Source organism: Halomicronema sp. CCY15110 (assembly GCF_016888165.1).
In the GTDB taxonomy this organism is placed as follows: domain Bacteria; phylum Cyanobacteriota; class Cyanobacteriia; order Phormidesmidales; family Phormidesmidaceae; genus Halomicronema.
Window position 1 is genome coordinate 1 of record NZ_JACSWC010000165.1, and the last position, 21,983, is coordinate 21,983.

Sequence of the window (21,983 nt, forward strand, 5' to 3'; positions counted from 1 at the left end):
GCCGATCGCGCTTTGCCGACGACTCATCCGCCTATGTAGTTGTCGCGACACGCCTATGTACTTGACATTTAATACTCTCCAGTAATCATTAAAGTTCTCCCGCTAAAGCACCTGTTTATAGTGATGTGCAAAGTGATTTTTTACTATGATGTTTGAAAATTTGATGGAAGCCTTGCTTCTCTGCGGATCATGTATCTTGTCCCGGTTTCTAAGGATTGGAAACCGAATTTTTCATACAAACTATGGGCATCGGCAGTGCCCAACATCCATACTTTGGCCTGAATGCCTGAGTGGTGCAAAACGTAGTCGAGCAGATACTGGCCTAAACCCCGACCGCGATAAGATTCCAGAATGAAGACATCCATCAGGTAGGCAAAGGCGACACCATCTGTCAGGACGCGAGTAAAGCCGATCAGGCGATCGCCACAATCATAAAGGCCGAAGCAGTGGGTATTTTCGATGGAGGTTTTGACCGCTGCCAAACTGCGGCCCTTGGCCCAGTAGGAGTGGTTTGAGAGAAAGTCGTGAATGAGCGGGATATCAAGCTTGGCTTTATCGGTTGAAATTGTGTAGTCCATGTTGAAACCGTAAGTTGGCTAGCCGGGTTTATGCAGGTCCTTTAAATGCCATGAATACGGCTTTTCTTTTGCTGAGTTGCCGCTCGACCTAATTGAATAGAGAGCGTTACATGAGATCGCCCTCTGTCTACCAACGCAGAATTAGCGGCATGGCCGGGCGATAGTCTTCCGCGCGCCCGGATTTATGATCATCCAATGTAATCTCCATGAGATGTTCTTGGCGCGATCGCATCAAGAGACCTTCCGCTTGAGAAGCCAGTGCCAAGACGCCTTCGGTATCTGTCGATGGGGTCGAAATCCCGATTTCGCTCATCGTCTGAGGATTGCGGGTGGGCTGAGGGCGAGGCACTCCTGGATTATGAAACGGGAAATAGAAGCAGAGCGGTTCCATCAAGTTCTTAGAGTTAGCACCGACATGAAACCCCTTCGGTGGTGGAAAATAGTCTGGTTGATAATGCCAGCCGGGGAAGGGCATGTCGGGACTGACATTGTCATCGCTGGGGACAAAAATAGCGCCAAACGGGGAGGCGGTAGGATCTTCAGCGCGCTCAGCAAAGTACAGGCTGCGACCCGGCCCATTTCTGGCTTCATCGGCATCCTGCACCCAGATAAACTCCAGCATGCCGTTGGCGAAGTAAATTCGTCGGTTAGCAGTACCTTGACCTGGATGGGTATTTCTCGGTCCTTCTTGAAAGCCAAGTTCCAGCAGGCGATCGACGACCTGAGCACCAGGCTCTACCAAGATAAAAACGTGATCCAGCTTCAGCGTCATGATTGTTTATTCAGGCTTTTTAGCCACTATGAATACGGCCTTCCCTTGGTCCGGTTGCCATTGGTAATCGAGTGCAACCCAGCATCAGTCAGGCTAGTTTGCAGGTCTTGGGTGGTGAAGACGGCGACGAAGGGAAAAAATCCGAGGAATCGGCCAATGGGTGCAATTAGCTTAAACCAGCCCATGGTGTCTCGCAGGCAGGTCGTACTGGTGACGAAGATGCCTCCGGGTTTGAGCATCTGGTAGACCTGGGCGATCGCCGCCGCCTTGTTCTTCAGCAAATGCAAAATGCTGAGCCCCAGCACCGCATCCAGACTCTGATCGGGAATATCAAGATCTTCAATGGTGGCTGGCTCGAAGGTGACGTTATCAATGCGCTCTGCCTCGGCTTTGCCCTGGGCGATCGCAATCATGTTGTCAGAAAAATCAATGGCGCGAATGTGCTTCACATAGGGCGCATGGAGGATGGCCGTTGACCCGGTCCCGCAACCAATTTCCAGCACTTCCATATCGGGACGAAAATAGTCGCGGGTGACGGCGAGTTTCTTCTGGTAGGCGGCTTCATCAGCGATGGGCTGCTGGGAATATTTCTCGGCGATTTTGTCCCAAAATTTGGTTGATGTCGTCATAGGTTCACCTTCTAGATTACGTAACTTGGGTTTATGCGGTTATGGCTTGGTAGAACTGGGCGATGTCTTTGAGCGATCGCAAGTGATAGATCTGCTTTGTCGCCTTCGCTTGCTCCACGTACTCCCGATACTTGGGCGTCAGTTTGGTATGGCACAGCCAGATAGTGGTGTAAGAAAGTCGCGTGCCCTGCCATAGCGAACTGCCCTCCGGCCAACCCGCAGGTGGCACCCATAGCCCTTTCAGGAATCGTTTCGTGGCCCACCAGTAGTGCCGCCATACGGGCATATCGAGATACACCAGAGTATCGGCGGCATCCAGGCGCTTCCACAGCGTATCCATAGAGCCGAAGCCATCCACGACCCATTGTTCCTGCTTCAACAGCGCGTCATGAGCCGCTTTGAATTCGGCGTGGGGCACTTTGCTGCCACCAGGCTGGTACTGGAGGGAATCAAGCGGCACCCAGGGTAGCCCCGTCAACTCCGCCAATTGTCGGCTGAGGGTAGACTTCCCCCCACCAGCATTGCCAAACACAGCAACTTTTTTCATGGGTTTCCTCCTTTCCGTTAGTTGGCATGAGTCGTCAGGTCAACGTCATCGAGAATGAGGGTGCGGCCATTGATCAGCTCAGAGTCAGTGGGCGGCTCAAATTTCCCTTCCATGAAATCGAACATAAAATCAGTGATTTCAAAGGAATATAGGGACGGATTTTTATCGGCATTTCGCTGTTTTACCCGCTGTTGGCGAACCGCGATCGCAGCTTGTAGGTAATGTATTTCCGCATCCACACCGACTGCTTTACTCAGCTCTTTAAAGCGATCGCGGTGTTTTTGGGTGGTGAAACCCAGATCGAGAATGACATTGCCATTGAGTTGCAGAATCTGCTCAGCCACCTCCCAAATTTGCTGATGACAGCGATCGACTCGTTCTAAAATCCAGGCATAGTCGAGGGACTGCATGTCTTTGGCAAACAGGGTCTGCATCCACGGATCAATGGAAAATCGGATGGCATCAATTTCTTTTGCCAAGGCAATGGAGTAAGTGGTTTTTCCTACTCCGACCGGGCCACAGACTAAGATTACTTTCACGAAAAACTCCCTTGATTGAAGTCAATATACGGGTTATACGATATCGTCCGCCAAATGGCTTTTAGGTGTTGGCGCTATCCACATACCTGCGCAAAATCAAGGGCCAACCATATTCAGAATTGAGGGCATCTCTGTAAGCCTGTGCGCCCTCACCATGCTTATGAATATCTCTGTGCTCAAATAACACCTCGGTCACTGAATCTGATACGGCTTTGAAGACAATATCAATAGTGCTGGCGTTCTCTGGATTGGGCTGGGGAACTCGATTTGGGCCAATTTACCAAGTAATCGTCAATCGCTCAGGCGGACTCCATTCCAGGACTCTACCCCAATCGAACTGAAAACCCTCAGGGCCAATTTCAGTGCATCGGCCGCCTACTTTGAGCTCGATCCCAATCGATTCCATACCGGCTTGGGACCACGAATACTCACGCGGCCACCACTTTCCAAAACCATTAGTGAATAATTCAAATGCTTGATCAATGGGGCGCTGAATTTCCATTTCTTGTGTGATCGAATCAAGCATTTATTCCTCCTTCCTAAAGGCTAATTTAGGTGGTCATCTTCTTTGGCCCCAAAAATACAAGCTCATCCCTACCTTTTTTAATTACCTTTACCTCATTGCACCTATGACTTGATCGGATGCTGATCAAATTGCTGGGCAGTGTCGCCTATTTTGAGCCAGTTCGGTTTTTCCGAAACAAACTCATGAAAGCTATTTTCTAGACCAATATCACTGTCAATACAGTTGGCCGCTAGGGGAAATGAATCATCTTCAGATAGCACCTCTCCCAGGGCAGAGCCGCAGACCGAACAGAAACAGCGATCGTACTTATAGGGATGTTCTGCAGGGTAGGTGGCGATTTGATCGCGTCCTTGAGTGATCTGAAACGTTTCGGATTTAACGAATACGAGAGTGCTAGCGCCCACTTTGCGGCATCGGCTACAGTGGCAGGTGCCCATCATACTGGGTACTTCACTCAACTCAAATTGAACCGTCCCGCAACAACAGCTGCCTTTAATCACGGTAATTTCTCCTCTTTTGCATTGATTACAACTGCAGTCATGACGAAACTTCCCGAGAAATTGCCGGGTGCTGGAGAAGCGGGTTGCGCCACCGCCATGCCGACCAGATTGTGAATGACAGCGCGGCAATCTCCATGATCAGGAAAAAAGCGTCATCTAGGTCATTTGTACCATAGGCGATCGCAAGTAAAATGAGAATCACGGCAGCAATGATGTTGGCCCAGCGATTGACACCATAGGGCAGTAGTAGAGAGAGCAGCACCATCGCGATCGGTATCTCGATGATGAAACCCGCTAATAGCAGCATTAGCTCCGAGACTTGTCCATTGAGCAACTCTTCCAGATATTCCGGCTTAGCCAGTTCATGCAGATCCCGAAAGATCATGTTGAACAAGAAAAATACCCACAGGGCGGATAGCCTGGCTTTTGTTTCCAGGATCAGCATCCGTTTCTGCAAATTCATGATCAGTCTCCTGCTTGGATGTTGGATCAAAGTTACAAACAGATGTGGGGAGCCGTAGTCCCCAGATGTGGGGATTGAATATGGGGATATAGGGATATGGCCTACAAATGGCTACCCAATTAACGTAAGACCGACAGCCCAGATAAGCGACCATCGGCAAGATTTCCACGTTTAGGACTTGACTCGTTGATTCAGGCGATCGCAGTCGACCCCACACGCCTGCAAAACGCGCTTTGCCATACCGCCCCCCGTTTCGCCTTCTTGCAAAATGCCGAGCAGCAAATGTTCCGGGGTAATCTGGTCGTCACCCTGCTGTTGCGCTTGCTGAGCGGCCAGCTCCAATACGCGATGGGCGCGGGGGGTAAACGGCATTTGGGCCGGGATTTCGGCAGGTGCCGTAGCGCAGTCGGCTAACCAGTCGCGAAGTAGGGTTGCTGCGGTGGCAAAATCCACGCCTTGTTCCCCCAGAGCCTGGGCGGCCACACTCGTTTCCACTGCGAGCAGCCCCAGCAGCAGACCTTCCGTACCCATAAAGTCGTTGATCTGCAATTTTTTTCGCATGGCTGACTGGCCTTGGGTGAGCACCGCATGGGTTTCTGGCGCTAAGCGACCCAGCGCAAAACCGACTAACTCTTCCCGCATCGATAGCATCGCCACCGCTTTGAGAATGTATTCCAGAGTCGGGCCATCCAACGTGCCCCAGCTCGCCGCCTCAGCACCTTCTTGTTGGTATAGCTGGGTCAGGGCTTCGTAGAGCTGGAGGTCGCCACCAACAAACCCGAGAATGCTGGTTCGCCACTGCCATGCCATTTGCTGGACCTCCGGATCGTTGAGGTCGCGCCCCTCGGCGAGAGGCGATCGCGCTTGGGTCAGAAACTGCTGCCATTCGGCCTCTCCCTACTGGAGCCGAGCTTCGAGTAAATCGTGCTGTGCTTGGGTCAAATATTGCTGGGTCATGGTGATCGTCTCCATTGTGGTCATCAGGTCTTCAACCGCAACGAACTGGGAGGTTTGGAGCTGTTGAGCCAGTTGGCTGAGTTGGGTGAAGAGCGATCGCGAGACCGCCATCTGCTCTTGCAGGCGCGCTAGATGCAGATCAATCACCTGCGGCAAGGAAAATTCAGGATTTTCCAGGCACTCGCGGATTTCTTTGAGGGCAAAGCCCAACTGGCGCAGCGACAAGATTTGCTGGAGTCGAGCAATGTCCGCTTCGCTGTAGAGGCGATACTCGGCCTCGGTGCGGTGGGAGGGCACCAGCAGACCAATCTCGTCGTAGTACCGCAAGGTGCGGATTGACAGCCCGGTCTGTTTGGCCAATTCCCCAATTTGCAGCAGGTTAGCCATAACGCCCTTCCGCTCCTATCCAAACGTGTACGGTTGATGACTAGAGGCTAAGGGGTGACGTAGCGTGAGACTCAAGCCATTGGCCGAGATTTTTGCCGAGATCGCTGGCAATTGTATGATCGCCAGCTCCCAAATGTGAACCTTGACCGATCTAACTCAAAAATGGCCTGTCAGTCACCAACTACCTTTCACCAAAACGCTCCTTTGTGCCCTATGATTTGCGCCACGCCTGGGCCGTAAGAACTCTTACTCTCTGGGTGGCCAGTCGAGCTATCGGCCCGCCAAATGGGGCATAGAGTAGATGTTCATACCCGTACTTATCAGCAGTAGATTAGTCGAGAGCAGACAGAGAAGGTTTACCAGCTCCTAGTGAAGCGAAGCGATCGGCCAGTTCTGCCAGACTAGCTTGTGTATTCAAGGATTCGCATTTACAGCTCCAAACTTTTTGCCTAAATCAAGCTCTTCAAAGCCCCACTCTTTCCAGATATTCGAGTAGGTTTCGTAGTGGGAAGAAGGAAGTCCTAAAACAAGTAAATGCCGTGCACGTGTCATTGCCACATATGCAAGTCGCCTCACTTCCGAGTTTTCCCCACTCTGAATTGCTTTTACTACAGGAGTCCAAAACTTCCCAGCATCGCCTAGCAGCAATACCGCATCAATGCTCTCACCTTTTACACCATGTATAGTTTCATGGCGAATATTTGGAAATGACTGCTCGGGAATGAACAATGGCGCTTTCTTGCGGTCTTCAGCTAATCCTCTCATAGTTAGCTTTCTATTGAGATTGGGTATATCTGAGAGACCAAGACGCCTGACTAATAATGGCAAGGTCCTCCTGATTTGACTTAACCATTCATCTGCGAAAACTTGTGAGGAAGGAAGCTTTTCAGCTGACTTCACAAAATCCCAAATCTCAAATTTAAATTCAAAGTATTCATCTGAATCTTGATTCTCATCAAAGTCTTCCCAAAAGCAATGATCCTCGGACAAGTCCTTTAATACAGCTGTAACAATCTTTGCAGCTCCAGGAAAATCATTGTGGCAGTCACGAAGAAATGAAGCTTTTGCCAAGTCTTTGCTAACCCCTTTAAGGTTTGTATAAGCAACTTGTCCTCTTATTGCATTGAGTTGCTTGCGTCCTCTGCAAAGAATGGCACTAGAAGTCCTCTCGATCTTCATACAATCTAGCAACTGACTGAAAGTAGCAATACTCGCTGCAAATGAACCTGGCTCATCTCGAATAATATAAGGGCGAAAATGTGGATTCTCACTTTCACCGTATCCACTAAGTTCAGGATTCAGACCAATCCTTTTGACTGACTGGGCAATCGCGTTATTGAATCTGAAAGATTGGCTAAGAGGTTTCTCATCTAGATTCCACTTCTCTTTTAAAGACTGCAAAGAAGTTGAACTAGCATAGTTAAATTCATAAATGCACTGATCAGGGTCGCCAATCAACGTTATCTTACTACCTTGATTTCGCAAAAAATTCAAAAGAACTATTAGCCAAGGATTTGAGTCTTGCGCTTCGTCAATAATGATTTCCGGAAATCTTCTAGAGATGACTTCAGTAATCCGATGGTTTTTTGATAATAGAACACATGCCCAAAAACAACGTTGTTCATGAGTATAAAATCCACGCGACATGAATGCATCAAGCACTCTCAATGCATAATCTTTAGGGATTAGGTTTCGCCTTTTATCTCTAAACTCTACTTCTTTTTCATTTCGACATGGAACAATTTCCCATGCGAAGATGTTTTGCCTCCGGCCGTTCTTAGAAGGCAAAGAGATGATGAAAGATTCATTAGATCTATCTCCAAGTCGAGGGGAAATGAACAGCTTAGGACTTCTAGGAGTATTCTTGATTGTATGGCCATATGGTGTCAAGATGAAGCGCTCAACAAAAGAGTCAAATGTGCCTACATAATTAGGATCTGACAATAATTCTTGCTTTCCTAATCTAATGGCTGACTCCTGAAACTCCCGAATAGCTATGTTGGTAAAAGAGAGTAGGGCTAAGCCACCTACCTTGTAATGCCAGTTTGCTCCACGCCAGATAAATCGTCTGCAGGAAGTCCATGTTTTCCCACTTCCAGGAGCAGCTCTTAGAAGGAATTCAAGATTTTCCGAAAATATAGCATCAATTTGCTGACCTGTAGGATCGTGACTTAATATATGTCTCTTCAAGGCTTCCATTTCACTTTCAGACATTGATTAAATCACTCCTAAGAAGTGAATTGCTTCCTGAATATAAGTTGGAACTGAATTAATTGTTAAATGGCCAGATTCGTCAATCAACCATGCTAGTTCTTGTGCAAACTCGCCTTTTGATACTCCTTTTTCAATAAATTTATTAAAGAAGTAAATTGCTTTTTCTTCATTGTTATCTAGAGTGGCTATCTCAATTTTAAGTTCCTTGCCTAGTGTTGGATGTAAATTTTCAAATGCGTTAAGCATAATAGGTAAAAGCTCTGGCGAACGAGCTAACTCATGTTCAAAAGTAATCTCAGAGAGTTTTACGCATAAATTTGGAATCTCTTCTTCTCTTGCCTTTAAATTGGAAGCTGTTTGAGACATATCTCCGCCTATCTCTTTTGCATCTCCATCAGTTAAAATTACAACGGGGAATTTAAGGCGACTCTCACCAAATAACGGTAAAAATGCATTGAAATTAATGCCGTTTGCATTCAACAGTGTCACAGATGATTCTTTTAAGCTGCCACCTGCTAGTTTTGCTAAAACTGGAATTAGTAGCACCTCAGCAATACCTTCAACCATAAGAAGACGTCGTGAGAAAAATAATTCTCCACGAGTCGCATCGAGATATCTTTGAAGCTTTCGTTTGATTTTAGCATCTATGTCAATTGAAAATATGGAAGTAGCATGTACTTGTCCATGATACTCATGGACAGATACGATTGAATCTATTGGAGCCTGACTCACTAATATTGGAGAATGGCTACTTGCAATAACTTGCACCTCATTCTCTGTTCCAGGTCTCGCAACATTTTCAAAGTGCTTCAGGAGTAAAACTTGAAGCTGGGGATGTAAGTGAGCTTCTGGTTCCTCAACCAAGATAGATCTAAATGAAAACTGAGGGCTACTTCTTAATGTTCCTAAAGTGGCAGCAGTAAAAACCAAATTGTTGTAGCCGAGGCCATTAAGCTCATAAGGGAGCCCATCGATTTCTGGCTTCAGTCCAGCGATGATTCGGCGAAAAGATGGATCGCTGAAAATCAACTCAGTCTGCTGATTTAATTCATCGCCAGCTATGGAATTTATTTGCTCATTTATGTCTGTTTGGGCATTTATAACAGATTCGAGTGCCTTTACTCTATTATTTGCATCTTGTACGATGCCTTCGAATTCTTCTCGCTTCTCTTGCGTGTCTGAAAGATGGGATATGAGTCGAGATATTTGTGAATTTTGGCTAGGTCGTAAACCCTTTTCGGGATCTCTAAGTGGTTGGAGATATATTGAAGCGATACGATTATAAAAGTTACTAGGGAGGTTTCCACCCTCTGTCTCACCTGCCCACATTTTTACATTGACTCTGCCACTGTATTCATCAAAAGAGACTCTGGTATTTAACTGGACTTCGAAGTGTTCACCTCCAATATTTCTCAAGCATTCTTGAAAATGAACTTCATCTTGATCTGTAAGGTTGGAAAAAATACAAGAAATCTCAATATCGAGAAAGCCTGAATTATATTTAAAATCATCCGGGGTGATTCTGAGCGTATCAAAATCTCGACTAGGCAGCAACATCAAACGTAAGGCGTCAATAATGGCAGTCTTGCCTGCATTATTTTCTCCCACAATGACACATAGTCCATTTGGGAAATTTATAGTTAAGTCATCTATTTTCCGAAAGTTTTGAATGTGGAGCTTTTGAAGTCTCATACTGGCTACACAAGATTACTATTTGAGCGAAGCGTAAATACTTAATGCCGTACTCGATATTGCTATTAATAATGTGATGACAATCTTATTCAATTGGCAGGAACAGACTTGGTTGTCAAGCATTGCATATAGCTTTAGCATTAGCATGCCCAAACCCACTATGGTTATTTCGGTTGATTGAGTGGCTGCGCAAGAACGCAACTACTCTCACATGTTTACAAGGGTTTCAGACATTTCCGTTAATGGTGGAATCAGTATTCCAGTTGTGTGACAGTTGGGGGCAAAAGATCAAATTTAGGCCGATTGCTGAGCCGATCACCTTCCCAATATCTGCTGCAACAACGGGTAGAGCGGGCCAAGCAATTGTTGAAACGAACCGATAAACCCATTGTGGAAATTGCCTTAGCTTGCGGATTCAACAGCCAAAGGCATTTGAGTCGAAAATTTCGGCACCTGACGGGGATGAGGCCGAAAGCCTACCGTCCCCAACAGAAAAATCCTCTTTCTCACGTATTTTTCTCTGACCACTCGCTGTGCGGCCACCGAGCTTGATTAAGCGCCGAGAGGCTTCGACAGGCGATCGCTTGCTGACATCACTATTGGGGATGTGTCTGTTGGTACGCGGGTCTCGCCCGAATGCGCTCCACGTATGCCGCGACGGTCGGTGACGCGTCCTTCAACCAGCCAAACTTCATGGCGAAATCCAAAGTGCCACCAAATACGACATCGGCGGCGGTAAATTGCTCACCCATGACCCAACCAGATTTTGGGGTCATCGACTCCACCGTAGCCATGCAGCGGTCCATATCTCCCCAACCGACGGACTGAGGGTTGAAATTGGTAATCCCAAGCTGAGAGATCGAGAACATCGGTTCAAGGGTTGTTCCAGGGAAGAAAAGGTAGCGGTAATAACGCGCCCGATCAGGGGAACTCACCGCCGGGGCAAACCCCTGGTCAAGGTACTTGTCAGCCAAGTACGCGCAGATCGCTGCCGCCTCAGTCACGATCCGGCCATCGTCCTCAAGTGCTGGCACCTTGCCCATGGGGTTGATGGCGCGATATTCCGGCGTGTTATTCTCGCCCGCGAAAAAGTCGATGATGATCTTCTCATGGGGCGCTTCCAGCTCTGTGAGCATCCAGTCGGTCGTCACGCCTCGACTCATCGGGTGATAATAGTGCTTCATTGCCAGTGTCTCCTGGTGCATCTTCAAGTCGTTCAATTTGTGCGCCTAGAGTGAGGAATTTGCGATCGCAGCCATAGATCGAAAACGGCCCTTCACCCTGAGTTCAGGTTCGTCAGCGGCTGCGAATGAGCCGGTAGCGGATGAAGCGCTGGTCTTGTATCTCAATCTCACCATCTTTGCGGAAGCCCAGCCGCCGCAGTGCTGAAACCCTTGTCCTGCTTGGAGGAAGCAGAGCAGTAACGGAGTCAACGCAGAGTTCTTCAAATGCGTATGCCAGAATTCTCCGGTAGAGAGCCAGACCTGCTCCCCAGTACTTTTGACTGAGGATGAGCCCCACGTCTACATCGTCTCCTTCCCGCTGCAGGCCACCCCAACCGATAAACTCGTCATCCAGCACGAAGGCCCAAGGTCCAAACCCTCTCTCCTCCCACATTCTTTCCTTAGTCGCGACAAAGCGATCGCACTCAACCTCTCCAAACTCATTCTGAGCCAGTGGTAAGTGCCGTCGGACTGCAGGGTCATTCATTAGGTTAATGATTGCGGCTGGGGGAATCTTAGTCAGCCGCGTGAACGTGATTCTGCCCTCAATTGCTTGAGCGCTTTTTGAATGAATGGCCATTTTTGATTAGTGTAAGCCTCACGATTCTCAGGGTATCGAAGCGCTAGTCCGCGTTTTAGTGATGCATAATCAGAGGCCAATTCATTGTTTGACCGAAGCATGTTGCGAAAATTAATTCGCTCATGCCATAGCGGACTATTGAAAGGGATCAGATGTAAATGATGCGTACGATAATGCTCTGATGGTTTACAAAACCAGTGCATAACGTCAGTTTTGTACGGTGCGTAGCAATACCCGCCATGCTGTAGAACCTCAATTGCCTCTCTAGAAGAGCCTAGCGACTCAACTCCGAACATAATATCTATCACGGGTTTCGCTGCCAATCCAGGCACAGAAGTACTGCCCACATGTTCTATCTGTCCATAGATCCACTTTCTTGCAATACTCTCGAGAAATGATTTCTCCGATTGAAACATCGCAGGCCAGAGAGGATTGTATTCAACGATCTCTATAACGGCTGACATGGACATCGATATCTTTGTTGCGCTAACTATTTACTGGACTGACGCATTCCACATAACTTTCCTATATGGGTAATTAGGTGGAAATCCTTCAGTCTCATTACCGGAAATGAGCGTTTAGATGGAAATTCGTCAGCCTAATACTCCGATGTGGGTGATTAGGTAGACGCATCCAGTATAGTAACCCTCCCAAATGCTGAGGAGTATCGAGGTGCGTTTGGGCAATCGCCCTTCTGGGTTTAACTCCGATCGCCGCGATGCACATCCATTTTGACCAACCCGTGCCATAGTCAAACGACCTCACTGCCTCCAGTCCGGCGGCTTGCAGACAAGCTTCCAACTGGTGAGAGGCATATCCTCGATGGTGCCAGCGCAGAGACATCAGCATTTGCCCCAGTCCTTTGCGAGTTACCGAGCCAATCAGCGGGGCACCCGGTTTCAGGACTCGCACCAGCTCACGCAAGGCGGCGACGGGGTCGGCCAGATGCTCCAACACATGGGCAAAGATCACTGCGTCGAAAGCATCATCAGCAAAGGGCAAGCGCCGGATATCGCCCCATCGCAAATCGAGCGTCGAGCAACGATGTTTCAAATTCTGGCGAGCATGGGTCAACATGGGGGTGGAAATATCGACACCAGAGACCTGAACGGGGTGAGCGATACTGTCTAAAAGCCCCAGACTGAAAGCTCCGGTGCCCACGCCACAGTCGAGAATTTGAGAGGTGGGGTCAAGATGGCTCAAGCAGTTGCGAACAGCCCGACGTTTGAATAGCCGTTGATAATCGTGGAGCTGTCCCAGACGGGCTAAATAGTTGTCCCAGTCAGCGGCAGCGGCATCGTAGAGCGATCGCAAGGCATCGGTACTGGGAGCGGTTCTCCAGGGGACTAATGAGGGGATTGTTGTTGTTAATCGCATGGTGAAATCAACCCTCTGGTTTCAGAGGGCTATGTACTTTGGGGATTTGATTGTGAGAAAGTTATGAGCCGCTAGGAGCACGGAGTGGTGCAATCACGCTATGTAAAGCCGCGTGATCAAAACGACCCCATAACTCACTGGGTACGTCCTAAGGGCTATGACGACACCTCTTGAGCGATCGCAGATTGCTTGGGAAATGGGTTTCGCCACCGCCAGGCCGACCAGATGATAAAGCACAGGGCAGCCATTTCGATGACCATGTGAAAGGTATCGTCTAAATCGGTGGTGCCGTTGTTGATTTCAAATCCGAGGGTAATTACCGCAGCGATGATGTTGGCCCAACGGTTGGGGCTGTAGGGTAAGAGCCGGGAAAATAGCACCATCGAGATCGGTACTTCGGCCACAAAAGCGCCAAACAGTAGCAGTGGTTCGGTAATTTGAAAGCCATCAATGGTCCCGGTCATCACCTGTTCAATGAAACCCGGTTCAATGAATTCGTGGATATCTCGAAAGATGACGTTGAAGAGATAAAACATCCACAGCGTCGAGAGTTTTGCCTTCGTTTCTATCATGAGCAGTTGCTTCTGCAAATTCATGGTCCTTCTCCTATTTGCTTGTCTAAAATTTCTGTTTGTTCAGGTTGAATTGGTATGACCGAGATCAGCGGTAGTCCCAAATCACGTACTTTCATCAGCAGTCCAAAAAGCGCAGCCTGATCAACAACCGGGCCAGACAACCGCGTTTCACCGTTGTCTTTGAGGGCGATCGCGAATCCCTCAAACCAATCGCTCCAACGAGGATCAAGATGGCCCCTGACACAGATTTCGTACTGTTCAAGGGAGAGATGATCGTCGGTTGAACGGTGTGGTTGGTTCATGGAAGTTGCGAACTGAACTGTCTGCGCTGCGCGATCGTCTGCGCTAATCACGACTGGCATTTACAACTCAAAAATACGAACGGATCTGGGGAGTCGTTGTCCCCACATGTAGGGATTGAATGTGGGGATTTAACTCGCTCTGGCGGAATATGTTGAGTAACCCAGTCAAATAAAGACAGGCCACCAGCGGTTATTCAAGGGGATCTGACTCAATCATGGAGTTCGCCACCCTCATCAACTCATCCTGTGAGATGCCGTCGGCGATCGCCCCCAGCACATACCCCGTTTGCTCTTGCTGCCAGGCCACGTAGCGAATCTCGCCTTCGCCATAGTCAATTGTGAGGTAGCGCCCCGTAATACTGTTAGACAGCTCGACTGGGGTCAGATCATCTTGATGTCGCTGCTGCCAATCGGCAAAGGCTGCCGGATGCATGATGGCGGCAGCTCCCACCGTTAGACAATCGGGTTGCACGCCGCGATCGCAGTCAGGATCCGGCGACAGATACACCATCAGGCCAGTGTCGCCGACATCGATCGAAGGATAGAGAGGCTCTGACAGCGCTGGCAAATAGCTCGGTAGCCGCATCTGCAAATCACCGGGTAGCTGCTGCTGGATGTCGGGCAGGATGGCATCAAACAAAGGCGCGGGGGTGGCCTGGGCAGTGAGAGGCGACAGCAAAGTTCCTAACCAGAGGCCGTAGCGGAGTAGTGGTGTCCAAAACATTCGTTTCATCAGAGTAAGCTCAATCGCCATTAGGTGAACGCTCATCACTCTAAAGAGGCCGTGGCGATCGCACGACTACCCCAGGTCACCCAAATGCCATGACTCTAGTCATCACGGCGGCAGCCACCGTCGCAGTATGGTACGAATAGCTGCTTCCTAATTCTTGTTCTTGGCGATGACTGTATCCGCCTGCTCATCTCAACTGCGCCGCACCATCCGCTGGGTGGAATGGTTCATTTTAGGGTCCAGTTTGATTCAAAACTGGCTCAGTTCCCACCTCCAAACGCAATCACCGCCCCTACTGTGGGCATATCTGTTCGGCATCGTTTTTTGGGGATTCAGTCTGCACTTGCCGCTGGCCCAACCGCTCTGGCAGCGGCGCGTCTACGTTTTCTTACAGCTCGGGTTAATTCTTACGGCCTTCACGTGGGAATTGTGGTTTGAGCTGTTGCTCTACTTTGTTTTGGTGAAGAGTTGCTTCCTGCTGCCTCGCCGCGAAGTCCTCGTCGCCACCCTCCTGGCAGGCATTGGGGAAATTACCATTACCGCTCAGTGGATTCCGGGGAGGATAGACGAGATTGTCACCCAGATTCAGGCCGGACAGGTCGAAACCATCTACAACTTTCGAGTCATCCTCGTCAGCAACATTGTCAATTACCTGGGTATCAGCTTGTTTGCTGTGTGCTTTGGGTTGGTGATAGTGGCCGAACGCCAGAGTCGGCTGCGGGCCGAGGCCCTCTCGCAACAGGTGGAAGCTCAGGCCATCGCCCTGGAACGCACCCGCATTGCCCGCGACATCCACGATGGTTTGGGCCATTCCCTCACGGCCCTGAGTGTGCAGCTCGAACTGACTCAACGGTTGACCCAACAAGAGCCCGTCGCGGCGGCGGGGGCTTTAGCTACCGCACAACAGCTTACCCATCAGTGTTTGCAAGATGTGCGGCTGTCGGTGCAAACCATGCGACAACGTCACTTTGATCTCAATCAGGCCATCCGTGAACTGGTTGAGCAAATTCATACCCTCCAGATGCTCAGGATTGATGACCAGCTCCAGCTACCGTCTCTATCGCCCTCTGTGGCTCATCAGCTCTATTGCATTGTGCAAGAGGGACTCACCAACATTCAAAAACATGCCCAGGCCAGCCGAGTGCAGTTGCGGGGGTATGCAACGAGTTCAACCATTTGGCTAGAGCTGCAAGACGATGGCGTTGGCTTTGACTCAGATAGCGTATTGCCAGGGTTTGGGCTGCGGGGCATGCACGAGCGCACCCAACTCCTCGGCGGACAGCTAAAAGTGCAGAGCCAGGTAGGCGCAGGAACGTTCATTCAGGTCTGTATTCCCCGATGATTCGTCTGATGTTGGCTGATGATCAAGCGCTGTTTCGTCAGGGGCTGGCGCGCCTTCTGGCCCTAGAACCTGATATGGCGGTGCTGGCCGAGGCGAATGATGGTCGCGCCGCGATCGCCCTGGCCGAGCAACATCAGCCCGATGTCATCTTGATGGATATGCGCATGCCGCAGATCGATGGCGTGGAAGCTACGCGCCAGATTCATCAACGGTTGCCCTGGATTCGTATTCTCGTGCTGACGACCTTTGACGAAGATGACTATATCCAGGCATCTCTCAGGGCGGGGGCCTTGGGCTATTTACTCAAAAGTACTCCTTCGCCCCAGTTGGCAGCAGCCATTCGCACGGTTTACCAAGGCTACGGTCACCTCGGGCCGACCATCGCGCCCAAGGTGTTTACTCAACCCCGCCAGAGCGTGCCCGCTGTCGATTATCGGCACCTGTTTACAGATCGCGAACTCGACATTCTGCACCTGCTGCGGCAGGGCTGCACTAATCGCGAAATGGCGGCGGCGCTGCATCTCAGCATTGGCACCGTCAAAAACCACCTGACCCGCATTCTCTCGCAGTTGGGGATGCGCGATCGCACTCAGGCCGCACTGTGGGCACACCAGCACCTGACATCTCCCGATTTCCTGGCCGATGCCAGACATGACCAACGTCATGGAGATCGATGACAGCAGTCCCGGACTATCCCCCTGCTCGCTACCTATGATGACTCAGTCACATCGGTGAGTGGAGCCTTAGCCCTTGGGGGTGACGGGCTCATCGATGGTGAATCACATGATGATCAGGAGCTTGAATGATGCGAATCTTATCCATCTCGCTAGCGCTGGGAATGAGCAGTTTTGGCCTGCTAAGCGCTCCCCCGGCCCCAGCCAGTCAGATGCGCTTGCGGGATTGTCCGGGAATGACTTGGGAAGCCCAGTCGGGAGGGTGCAAGGTCGTTGACTTTCATGCGCCGCCCCCGGACGTCGAAGCCTTTGAGGTGAGCTTAAGGCAGTCATTACCCGTGGCGATCGCCCAATATCGAACGGACTTTGCGATCGCCCATGCGCCACCTCAGCAAGTTGGTTTACTCGCGCTGCAATACGAGGTCACACCATCGCCGACTTGGTTATCCATGAGTGTTCAAATGAATCAAGTCCCCTAACCCCAGCGAAGACAGCAATCACGCCCAAACTAGCAACAGGGCTGTAGCTCACCTGCTCTCATCCACATAGCGGCAAAAAGGTATCGTCAAAATATGCGTTTCATCTCAATGTCGACCCTCAGTGCCATCACAATTTGGGCAGTCGTGGTCATCGCTGCGGCTCTAGGGGAAGCGTTTTGGTTGGCTCGTCCACCTGTGTCTCCCGGTGAAGATTTACAAGCGATTGAAGCCCATTTGGTTCAAACGCTAAGTCAGGAACGCGATCGCTCATTCGGCAGTGCGGCGCTGATTTTGATTAAAGCGGGCGACATTGTGGCGACTCATCAGTTTGGGGTTGCCAATGCCAGCACAGAAGCGCCTGTGCAATTGGCGCAGACTCGTTATCAGCTAGCGTCAGTGAGTAAGCTAGTCACCGCATGGGGAGTGATGAAGCTGGTAGAAGATGGCAGACTCAAACTCGATGACCCCATTGCTCCATACCTTAAACGCTGGCGTTTTCCAGAAAGTGAGTACAGCGGCAGAGTCACCGTAAGGCATCTACTCAGTCATACCGGGGGACTGGATGATCTCCTCGGCTATCAGGGGTTTCCCATCAACGAAGAGGTTCAGACTCTGGAAGCCTCGTTGACATTAGCTCAAGACGTCGCATCGGGTAAACCGCGTGGGGTCAGAGTGGTCCGAGAACCGGGCCAGACTTGGCTATATTCTGGGGGTGGCTACACAGTTTTACAGCTGTTGATTGAAGAAGTTACCCAACGGTCTTTTGCAGACTACATGGCAGACTCTGTCTTGCAACCTTTGGGCATGAGCAACAGCACCTTTGATTGGCACACTCTCGTTGATACCAACCAGGCTGAAGAGGTGGCCACTAGCTTTGATGCCAACCTTAAGGCCACTCCACCACGACACTATACAGCGACGGCGGCGGCTTCCCTTTACGCTACCCCTCGCGATATGGCTCAATTTGTACAAGCTTACACACGACAAAATCCAGTTTTAAGTGCAGCAACACTGCGAGAGATGATGGCCCCTCAGCCGGGAGCCCGTCAAGATTGGGGCTTGGGACATACGCTTTACGTCCCTAATCGCGCTAATGGATATGTCGTCGGCCATGACGGTGGCAACCTACCGGCGCTAGGGCACACCGTGCGCATCAATCCTGAAACAGGCAATGGCATCGTGCTGATGATTTCCGGCAATCTACACCTAGCTGGCGCATTAGGAGATGACTGGGTTTATTGGGAAACGGGGCAGCTGACGGCAAATGCCAGACTCAGAATATTAGGGAGTCGTTTAAAGCCAGCGATCGCTGGTATCGGGTTAGGCATCATCCTGATTGCGCTCTGGAGGCGCTATAACTTTGCTGCGAAATGAGACTCCACATGATGCAAGCAGAGCGTTCAGAAAATCGGAATGGCAGGGTAGGCGATGTATAGCAGTGCATTATCGAGAACTCATACTAAATCAGCCCTAACTCTGCGGCTCGTTTCACAGCGGCGCGACGATTGGTGACATTGAGTTTGCTGTAAATCCGTTTGGTGTGGGTACGTACGGTACTCAAGGCCACAACTAGTTCACGGGCGATTTCGGGGCCAGTTAGTTCGGTGGTGAGCAGTCGGAGTACCTCCAGTTCCCGTTGGCTGAGGGGTTCGATGAGGGATTGGGAAGATGGGGAGTGGAGGAGTGAAGGAGTGAGGGTGTAAGGAGGTGAGGAGGATTGATGCTGTTGCCCCCAGGTTTCGGAAGCTGCTAGGAGCAGCTGGGTGTAGGTGGGGGAGATACCGCGAATCATAGCTTCCCGCAGTAGTCGCGCCATTGGGGCTCCATGTTCTGCAAAGATGCGCACATAGCCCTCAGTTTCAGCCAGCTTTAAAGCCCGTTCTAGGGAGGCGATCGCTGACTCAACATCCCCTTGAGCCCCGTGTGCCAAGGCCAGAACCACCAGGATTTTGAGAGTGCTGCCCGTGCGTTCCTGAGCTTCGGCGGTGGCTAACAAGCGTGTCAGGAGTCCGATCGCCTGATGCATGACCTCGTCGTCTGTGCCATTGCGCTGGTACTGAGCGATCGCTACCCTTACTAAGGTTAGGTGTTCATATTCCCGTAGATAGCTGGGCTCATCATCTAGCGATAGCCCGCTTTCCTGTACCCAGTTCAGCGCCTCAGCCAGGCGACCCTGCTGTAACCACCACCGCACCCTCAATACTTCAGCCGGTCGCACATTTGGCACGGGCGATCGCCGATATAGCCGCGCCGACTCCTGCAACTGGTCAAACGCTGCGTCTAGGTTCCCCTGGGCCGCTGTCAATTGAGCTTTGACCAGCCACCAAATATACGCGGCCCCTGATAACGAAATCTGCTCACGGATCGCCTCACCTTTCTGCAGTAGTTGACTTGCTGCCGCTAAATCTCCCTGTTCATAGCAGATCTCGCTTAAGACTAAATACTGCTCTGCGGTTCCCTGGAGTATGGAGTCGCTCTGTTGCTCCACTAGCTGTAACATTTGCTCACAGGTGTTGACTGTGAGCCGCAGCCACCCTTGGGCCAGGCCCATTTGCGCGAGGATGGAGTTGGCAGAAACGACAAGCTGAATACCGCCCAGCTTTTGAAAAATCCTCAATCCCTCAGCAAAAGAGCGGTGCGCGGCGGCGACTTCGCCACTTGACCAGTAAGCCAAACCGAGGAAGGCGGCGGTCGTGCCCCGTTCATAGCCCTCGTCGGGAGGTAACCGCGACATTGCTTGCTGGGCATAGGTGATGGTGCTGGCAAAATCGCCCAGCGCTTGGGCACGATAGGCCCGAGTATTGGCAATCGAGGCAGGTAAAAACCGATACTGCACTTCATTGGCGGCGATCCGTTGTGCCGCAGGATCCCCGGCCTGCATTAACTGTGCCAACTCACGTTCGGCATCTTGTAAATACGTTTCAATCCCCTCTGGCTGCCCTGCATTCAGCAGCACCAGCGCATAGGCCACACTCAGAATTGGTCGAGTCCGAATCAACGAGTCAGGCAGCATCTTCAGCCAACTCCGCACCGTAGCCTCTTGCTGACGGTTACGCATCATGGGCCACACTGGCTCAATCAAATCTGCCGCTCGCACGAAATCCTGGGCGGCTAGAGCGTGGCGAATCGCCTCAGAGCACAGATCATGCTGCTCGTACCATTTACTCGCCCGTTCATGTAGTTGGGGCAGGCGGTCTGGCCAATCGGTGCGGGCATGGGCCAAGAGCACATCAGCAAACAGGTGATGGTAACGGTACCACTGGCGCTTGTTGTCCAGCGGAATGATAAACAGGTTGCCCCGCTCCAGCGTTTCCAGCATTTTCTGGCCATCAGCTTGGTCAGTGACGGCATCGCAAAGGTCACCACTTAAACGTTCCAAAATAGCCGTTTGCAGCAAAAAGTGACGAACGCGATCGCTCTGTCGCTGCAACACTTCTTCCAGCAGATAGTCCACGATGTAGCGATCGTCGCCAGAGAAGGCCACGATGTAGCCAGGGAGATCTTCCCGTCCTTGCATCGAGAGCGCCGCAAGCTGTAGTCCAGCAATCCAGCCTTCGGTGCGTTTTTCTAAAGCACCCACATCCACCGCTGAGATCTCCAACCCCATCACCTGGTTGAGAAAAGCCGCCGCTTCTTCCGGCGTAAACCGCAGGTCTTTCACCCTCAGCTCGGTCAATTCTCCGTGAGACCTCAGCCGAGCCAGAGAGAAGGGCGGGTCGGCACGGCTGGCGATGATCAGATGCATTTGGGGCGGCAAATGACTGAGCAAAAAGCTCATTCCCTCATGAATCGCTGCAGTCGCGATCTCATGGTAGTCATCCAGAATCAGAACAAATTCTGCTTCAACAGCAGCCACTTCATTGAGCAGCGTCATCAAGACCGACTCAATGGGGGGTGGTTGCAGTGTTTGCAGCAACTGGAGAGATCGCGCCCCCAGACCCGGTTGAATCATTTGCAGAGCCGTAACCAGATAGGTCCAAAAAACCGCTGGGTCGTTGTCACCGGGATCTAGGGAAACCCAGGCCACGGGGCGATGAGGGACGGCGGCAATCCATTCAGCGAGCAGCGTTGTTTTGCCAAATCCAGCAGGGGCGGAGATCAGGGTGAGCTTGCGCTGTGGAGTGATGCGATCAAGCAGCCTGGGGCGTGAGACCAAGTCAGCAGACCATTGGGGGCGATAGAGCTTAGTCTCTAGTAAGAGCAAGTTTGAAGTAGTCGGTCTCACTGAGGCAGTCATGTCTCTATCATCAAGCTTCTAAAAACCGCTTGCAAATCCCGGAATCACTGGGGGGTCATTTCAAGCAGCTTAATTCTCCCTGTAGGTTGACTCTGAGCCTACGTGAATACTAAGCCTAAATTTTCAACCTTGACGCTGCACTAGGACATAAAGTGAGCGTTAGAGATCATCTTTAAGGCAATCCCCGCGATCGCATAAACTATAGTGGACCCCAAAAATTGGACAGATAGCTAAGCTCTAAACCGCTCAAAAATGATAGGAGTAGTTCATGAGCAGAAAACGCAAGCACTACAGCCCCCCATTCAAAGCCAAGGTGGCGATCGAGGCGCTACGAGGCCACAAGACGACGGCTGAGTTAGCGAGTCAGTATGAAATTCATCCCACGATGATCAACAACTGGAAGCGGGAACTGCAGGAAAAGGCCAGTGACCTGTTTGAGTGTGGTCAGACGGTGCGTCAGGGGCCGTCTTCGACAACCCAGGCCCAGATTGATGAGTTATATCGTCAGATTGGGCAGTTGACAGTAGAACGCGATTTTTTAGCCAAGCGCTCAGCACCACTGGGTCTGCCAGCCGCCAAGCCCTGGTAGAGCCAGGGCATCCCCAGTTGAGCCTGGTGCGGCAGTGCCAGCTCCTCGGAGTGAGCCGTTCGAGTCTGTAT

At 50.8% G+C, this 21,983-nt stretch carries 24 protein-coding genes and 2 pseudogenes; 6 read left to right on the top strand and 20 right to left on the bottom strand.

All coding sequences use genetic code 11. The features are described from left to right. Positions 1 to 143: 143 nt before the first annotated feature. From JUK32_RS04170 to JUK32_RS04225, 12 genes and pseudogenes are all read right to left on the bottom strand, one after another. Entirely contained in the window at positions 144 to 578 is a 435-nt protein-coding gene (locus JUK32_RS04170; RefSeq protein WP_204137596.1) for a GNAT family N-acetyltransferase, read from the bottom strand. 127 nt (positions 579 to 705) lie between these two features. Beyond that, complete coding sequence (locus JUK32_RS04175; RefSeq protein ID WP_204137597.1) at positions 706 to 1,350, bottom strand: VOC family protein; 645 nt, start codon at positions 1,348 to 1,350, stop codon at positions 706 to 708. Positions 1,351 to 1,356: 6 nt separating this feature from the next. Next, a pseudogene (locus JUK32_RS04180) lies at positions 1,357 to 1,979 on the bottom strand (class I SAM-dependent methyltransferase). A gap of 31 nt (positions 1,980 to 2,010) precedes the next feature. After that, a complete protein-coding gene (locus tag JUK32_RS04185; RefSeq protein WP_204137598.1) occupies positions 2,011 to 2,526 on the bottom strand; it encodes an adenylate kinase in 516 nt (171 codons plus the stop codon). A 17-nt stretch (positions 2,527 to 2,543) separates the two neighbouring features. Further along, positions 2,544 to 3,065 carry an ATP-binding protein gene (locus tag JUK32_RS04190; protein ID WP_204137599.1) on the bottom strand — a complete coding sequence of 174 codons (522 nt, stop codon included), beginning with the start codon at positions 3,063 to 3,065 and terminating at the stop codon, positions 2,544 to 2,546. Positions 3,066 to 3,342: 277 nt separating this feature from the next. After that, positions 3,343 to 3,591 carry a hypothetical protein gene (locus JUK32_RS04195; RefSeq protein ID WP_204137600.1) on the bottom strand — a complete coding sequence of 83 codons (249 nt, stop codon included), beginning with the start codon at positions 3,589 to 3,591 and terminating at the stop codon, positions 3,343 to 3,345. Positions 3,592 to 3,692: 101 nt separating this feature from the next. Beyond that, the gene (locus JUK32_RS04200) at positions 3,693 to 4,091 is read right to left on the bottom strand and encodes a GFA family protein (protein WP_204137601.1); all 399 of its coding nucleotides are present in this window, start codon (positions 4,089 to 4,091) and stop codon (positions 3,693 to 3,695) included. A 37-nt stretch (positions 4,092 to 4,128) separates the two neighbouring features. Beyond that, positions 4,129 to 4,554, bottom strand: coding sequence for a DUF6326 family protein (locus tag JUK32_RS04205; protein WP_204137602.1), 426 nt, complete (start codon positions 4,552 to 4,554; stop codon positions 4,129 to 4,131). A 171-nt stretch (positions 4,555 to 4,725) separates the two neighbouring features. Continuing rightward, positions 4,726 to 5,364, bottom strand: a complete 639-nt coding sequence (locus JUK32_RS27900) for a Clp protease N-terminal domain-containing protein (RefSeq protein WP_204137603.1) — start codon at positions 5,362 to 5,364, stop codon at positions 4,726 to 4,728. A gap of 87 nt (positions 5,365 to 5,451) precedes the next feature. Then, entirely contained in the window at positions 5,452 to 5,898 is a 447-nt protein-coding gene (locus JUK32_RS04215) for a MerR family transcriptional regulator (protein WP_204137604.1), read from the bottom strand. Positions 5,899 to 6,312: 414 nt separating this feature from the next. Then, positions 6,313 to 8,112 (bottom strand): UvrD-helicase domain-containing protein, encoded by a 1,800-nt coding sequence (locus JUK32_RS04220; protein ID WP_204137605.1) that lies wholly within the window; start codon positions 8,110 to 8,112, stop codon positions 6,313 to 6,315. 3 nt (positions 8,113 to 8,115) lie between these two features. Continuing rightward, positions 8,116 to 9,804, bottom strand: coding sequence for an ATP-dependent endonuclease (locus JUK32_RS04225; protein ID WP_204137606.1), 1,689 nt, complete (start codon positions 9,802 to 9,804; stop codon positions 8,116 to 8,118). Between the two features lie 306 nt (positions 9,805 to 10,110). Here JUK32_RS04225 and JUK32_RS28640 point away from each other — a divergent pair. Further along, positions 10,111 to 10,287, top strand: a pseudogene (locus tag JUK32_RS28640) (helix-turn-helix domain-containing protein); the annotation flags it as partial. A gap of 113 nt (positions 10,288 to 10,400) precedes the next feature. Here the strand turns inward: JUK32_RS28640 and JUK32_RS04235 are convergent. From JUK32_RS04235 to JUK32_RS04265, 7 genes are all read right to left on the bottom strand, one after another. Next, positions 10,401 to 10,988, bottom strand: a complete 588-nt coding sequence (locus JUK32_RS04235) for a glutathione S-transferase family protein (RefSeq protein WP_204137607.1) — start codon at positions 10,986 to 10,988, stop codon at positions 10,401 to 10,403. 112 nt (positions 10,989 to 11,100) lie between these two features. Beyond that, the gene (locus JUK32_RS04240; protein WP_239112315.1) at positions 11,101 to 11,607 is read right to left on the bottom strand and encodes a GNAT family N-acetyltransferase; all 507 of its coding nucleotides are present in this window, start codon (positions 11,605 to 11,607) and stop codon (positions 11,101 to 11,103) included. Continuing rightward, positions 11,547 to 12,077, bottom strand: a complete 531-nt coding sequence (locus JUK32_RS04245) for a GrpB family protein (RefSeq protein ID WP_309224486.1) — start codon at positions 12,075 to 12,077, stop codon at positions 11,547 to 11,549. Before JUK32_RS04245 ends, JUK32_RS04240 begins: the two co-directional genes overlap by 61 nt. 91 nt (positions 12,078 to 12,168) lie before the next feature. Beyond that, positions 12,169 to 12,984 (bottom strand): class I SAM-dependent methyltransferase, encoded by an 816-nt coding sequence (locus tag JUK32_RS04250; RefSeq protein WP_204137610.1) that lies wholly within the window; start codon positions 12,982 to 12,984, stop codon positions 12,169 to 12,171. A gap of 155 nt (positions 12,985 to 13,139) precedes the next feature. Then, the gene (locus tag JUK32_RS04255; RefSeq protein ID WP_204137611.1) at positions 13,140 to 13,580 is read right to left on the bottom strand and encodes a DUF6326 family protein; all 441 of its coding nucleotides are present in this window, start codon (positions 13,578 to 13,580) and stop codon (positions 13,140 to 13,142) included. Next, entirely contained in the window at positions 13,577 to 13,921 is a 345-nt protein-coding gene (locus JUK32_RS04260) for a hypothetical protein (protein ID WP_204137612.1), read from the bottom strand. The genes JUK32_RS04255 and JUK32_RS04260 overlap by 4 nt, the downstream gene beginning before the upstream one ends. 130 nt (positions 13,922 to 14,051) lie before the next feature. Beyond that, positions 14,052 to 14,594 (bottom strand): hypothetical protein, encoded by a 543-nt coding sequence (locus JUK32_RS04265; RefSeq protein WP_204137613.1) that lies wholly within the window; start codon positions 14,592 to 14,594, stop codon positions 14,052 to 14,054. 166 nt (positions 14,595 to 14,760) lie between these two features. Here JUK32_RS04265 and JUK32_RS04270 point away from each other — a divergent pair, with 166 nt between their 5' ends. From JUK32_RS04270 to JUK32_RS04285, 4 genes are all read left to right on the top strand, one after another. Continuing rightward, positions 14,761 to 15,933 (top strand): sensor histidine kinase, encoded by a 1,173-nt coding sequence (locus JUK32_RS04270; RefSeq protein ID WP_204137614.1) that lies wholly within the window; start codon positions 14,761 to 14,763, stop codon positions 15,931 to 15,933. Next, positions 15,930 to 16,610 carry a response regulator transcription factor gene (locus JUK32_RS04275; RefSeq protein WP_204137615.1) on the top strand — a complete coding sequence of 227 codons (681 nt, stop codon included), beginning with the start codon at positions 15,930 to 15,932 and terminating at the stop codon, positions 16,608 to 16,610. Before JUK32_RS04270 ends, JUK32_RS04275 begins: the two co-directional genes overlap by 4 nt. A 125-nt stretch (positions 16,611 to 16,735) precedes the next feature. Continuing rightward, positions 16,736 to 17,086, top strand: a complete 351-nt coding sequence (locus JUK32_RS04280) for a hypothetical protein (protein ID WP_204137616.1) — start codon at positions 16,736 to 16,738, stop codon at positions 17,084 to 17,086. 108 nt (positions 17,087 to 17,194) lie between these two features. Then, entirely contained in the window at positions 17,195 to 18,460 is a 1,266-nt protein-coding gene (locus JUK32_RS04285) for a serine hydrolase (RefSeq protein WP_204137617.1), read from the top strand. 85 nt (positions 18,461 to 18,545) lie between these two features. On the opposite strand, the gene JUK32_RS04290 is transcribed toward JUK32_RS04285, so the two are convergent. Further along, complete coding sequence (locus JUK32_RS04290; protein WP_204137618.1) at positions 18,546 to 21,323, bottom strand: LuxR C-terminal-related transcriptional regulator; 2,778 nt, start codon at positions 21,321 to 21,323, stop codon at positions 18,546 to 18,548. A 268-nt stretch (positions 21,324 to 21,591) separates the two neighbouring features. On the opposite strand from JUK32_RS04290, the gene JUK32_RS04295 reads away from it, so the two are divergent. Continuing rightward, entirely contained in the window at positions 21,592 to 21,912 is a 321-nt protein-coding gene (locus tag JUK32_RS04295; protein WP_204137619.1) for a transposase, read from the top strand. The last annotated feature ends 71 nt before the right edge of the window (positions 21,913 to 21,983 follow it).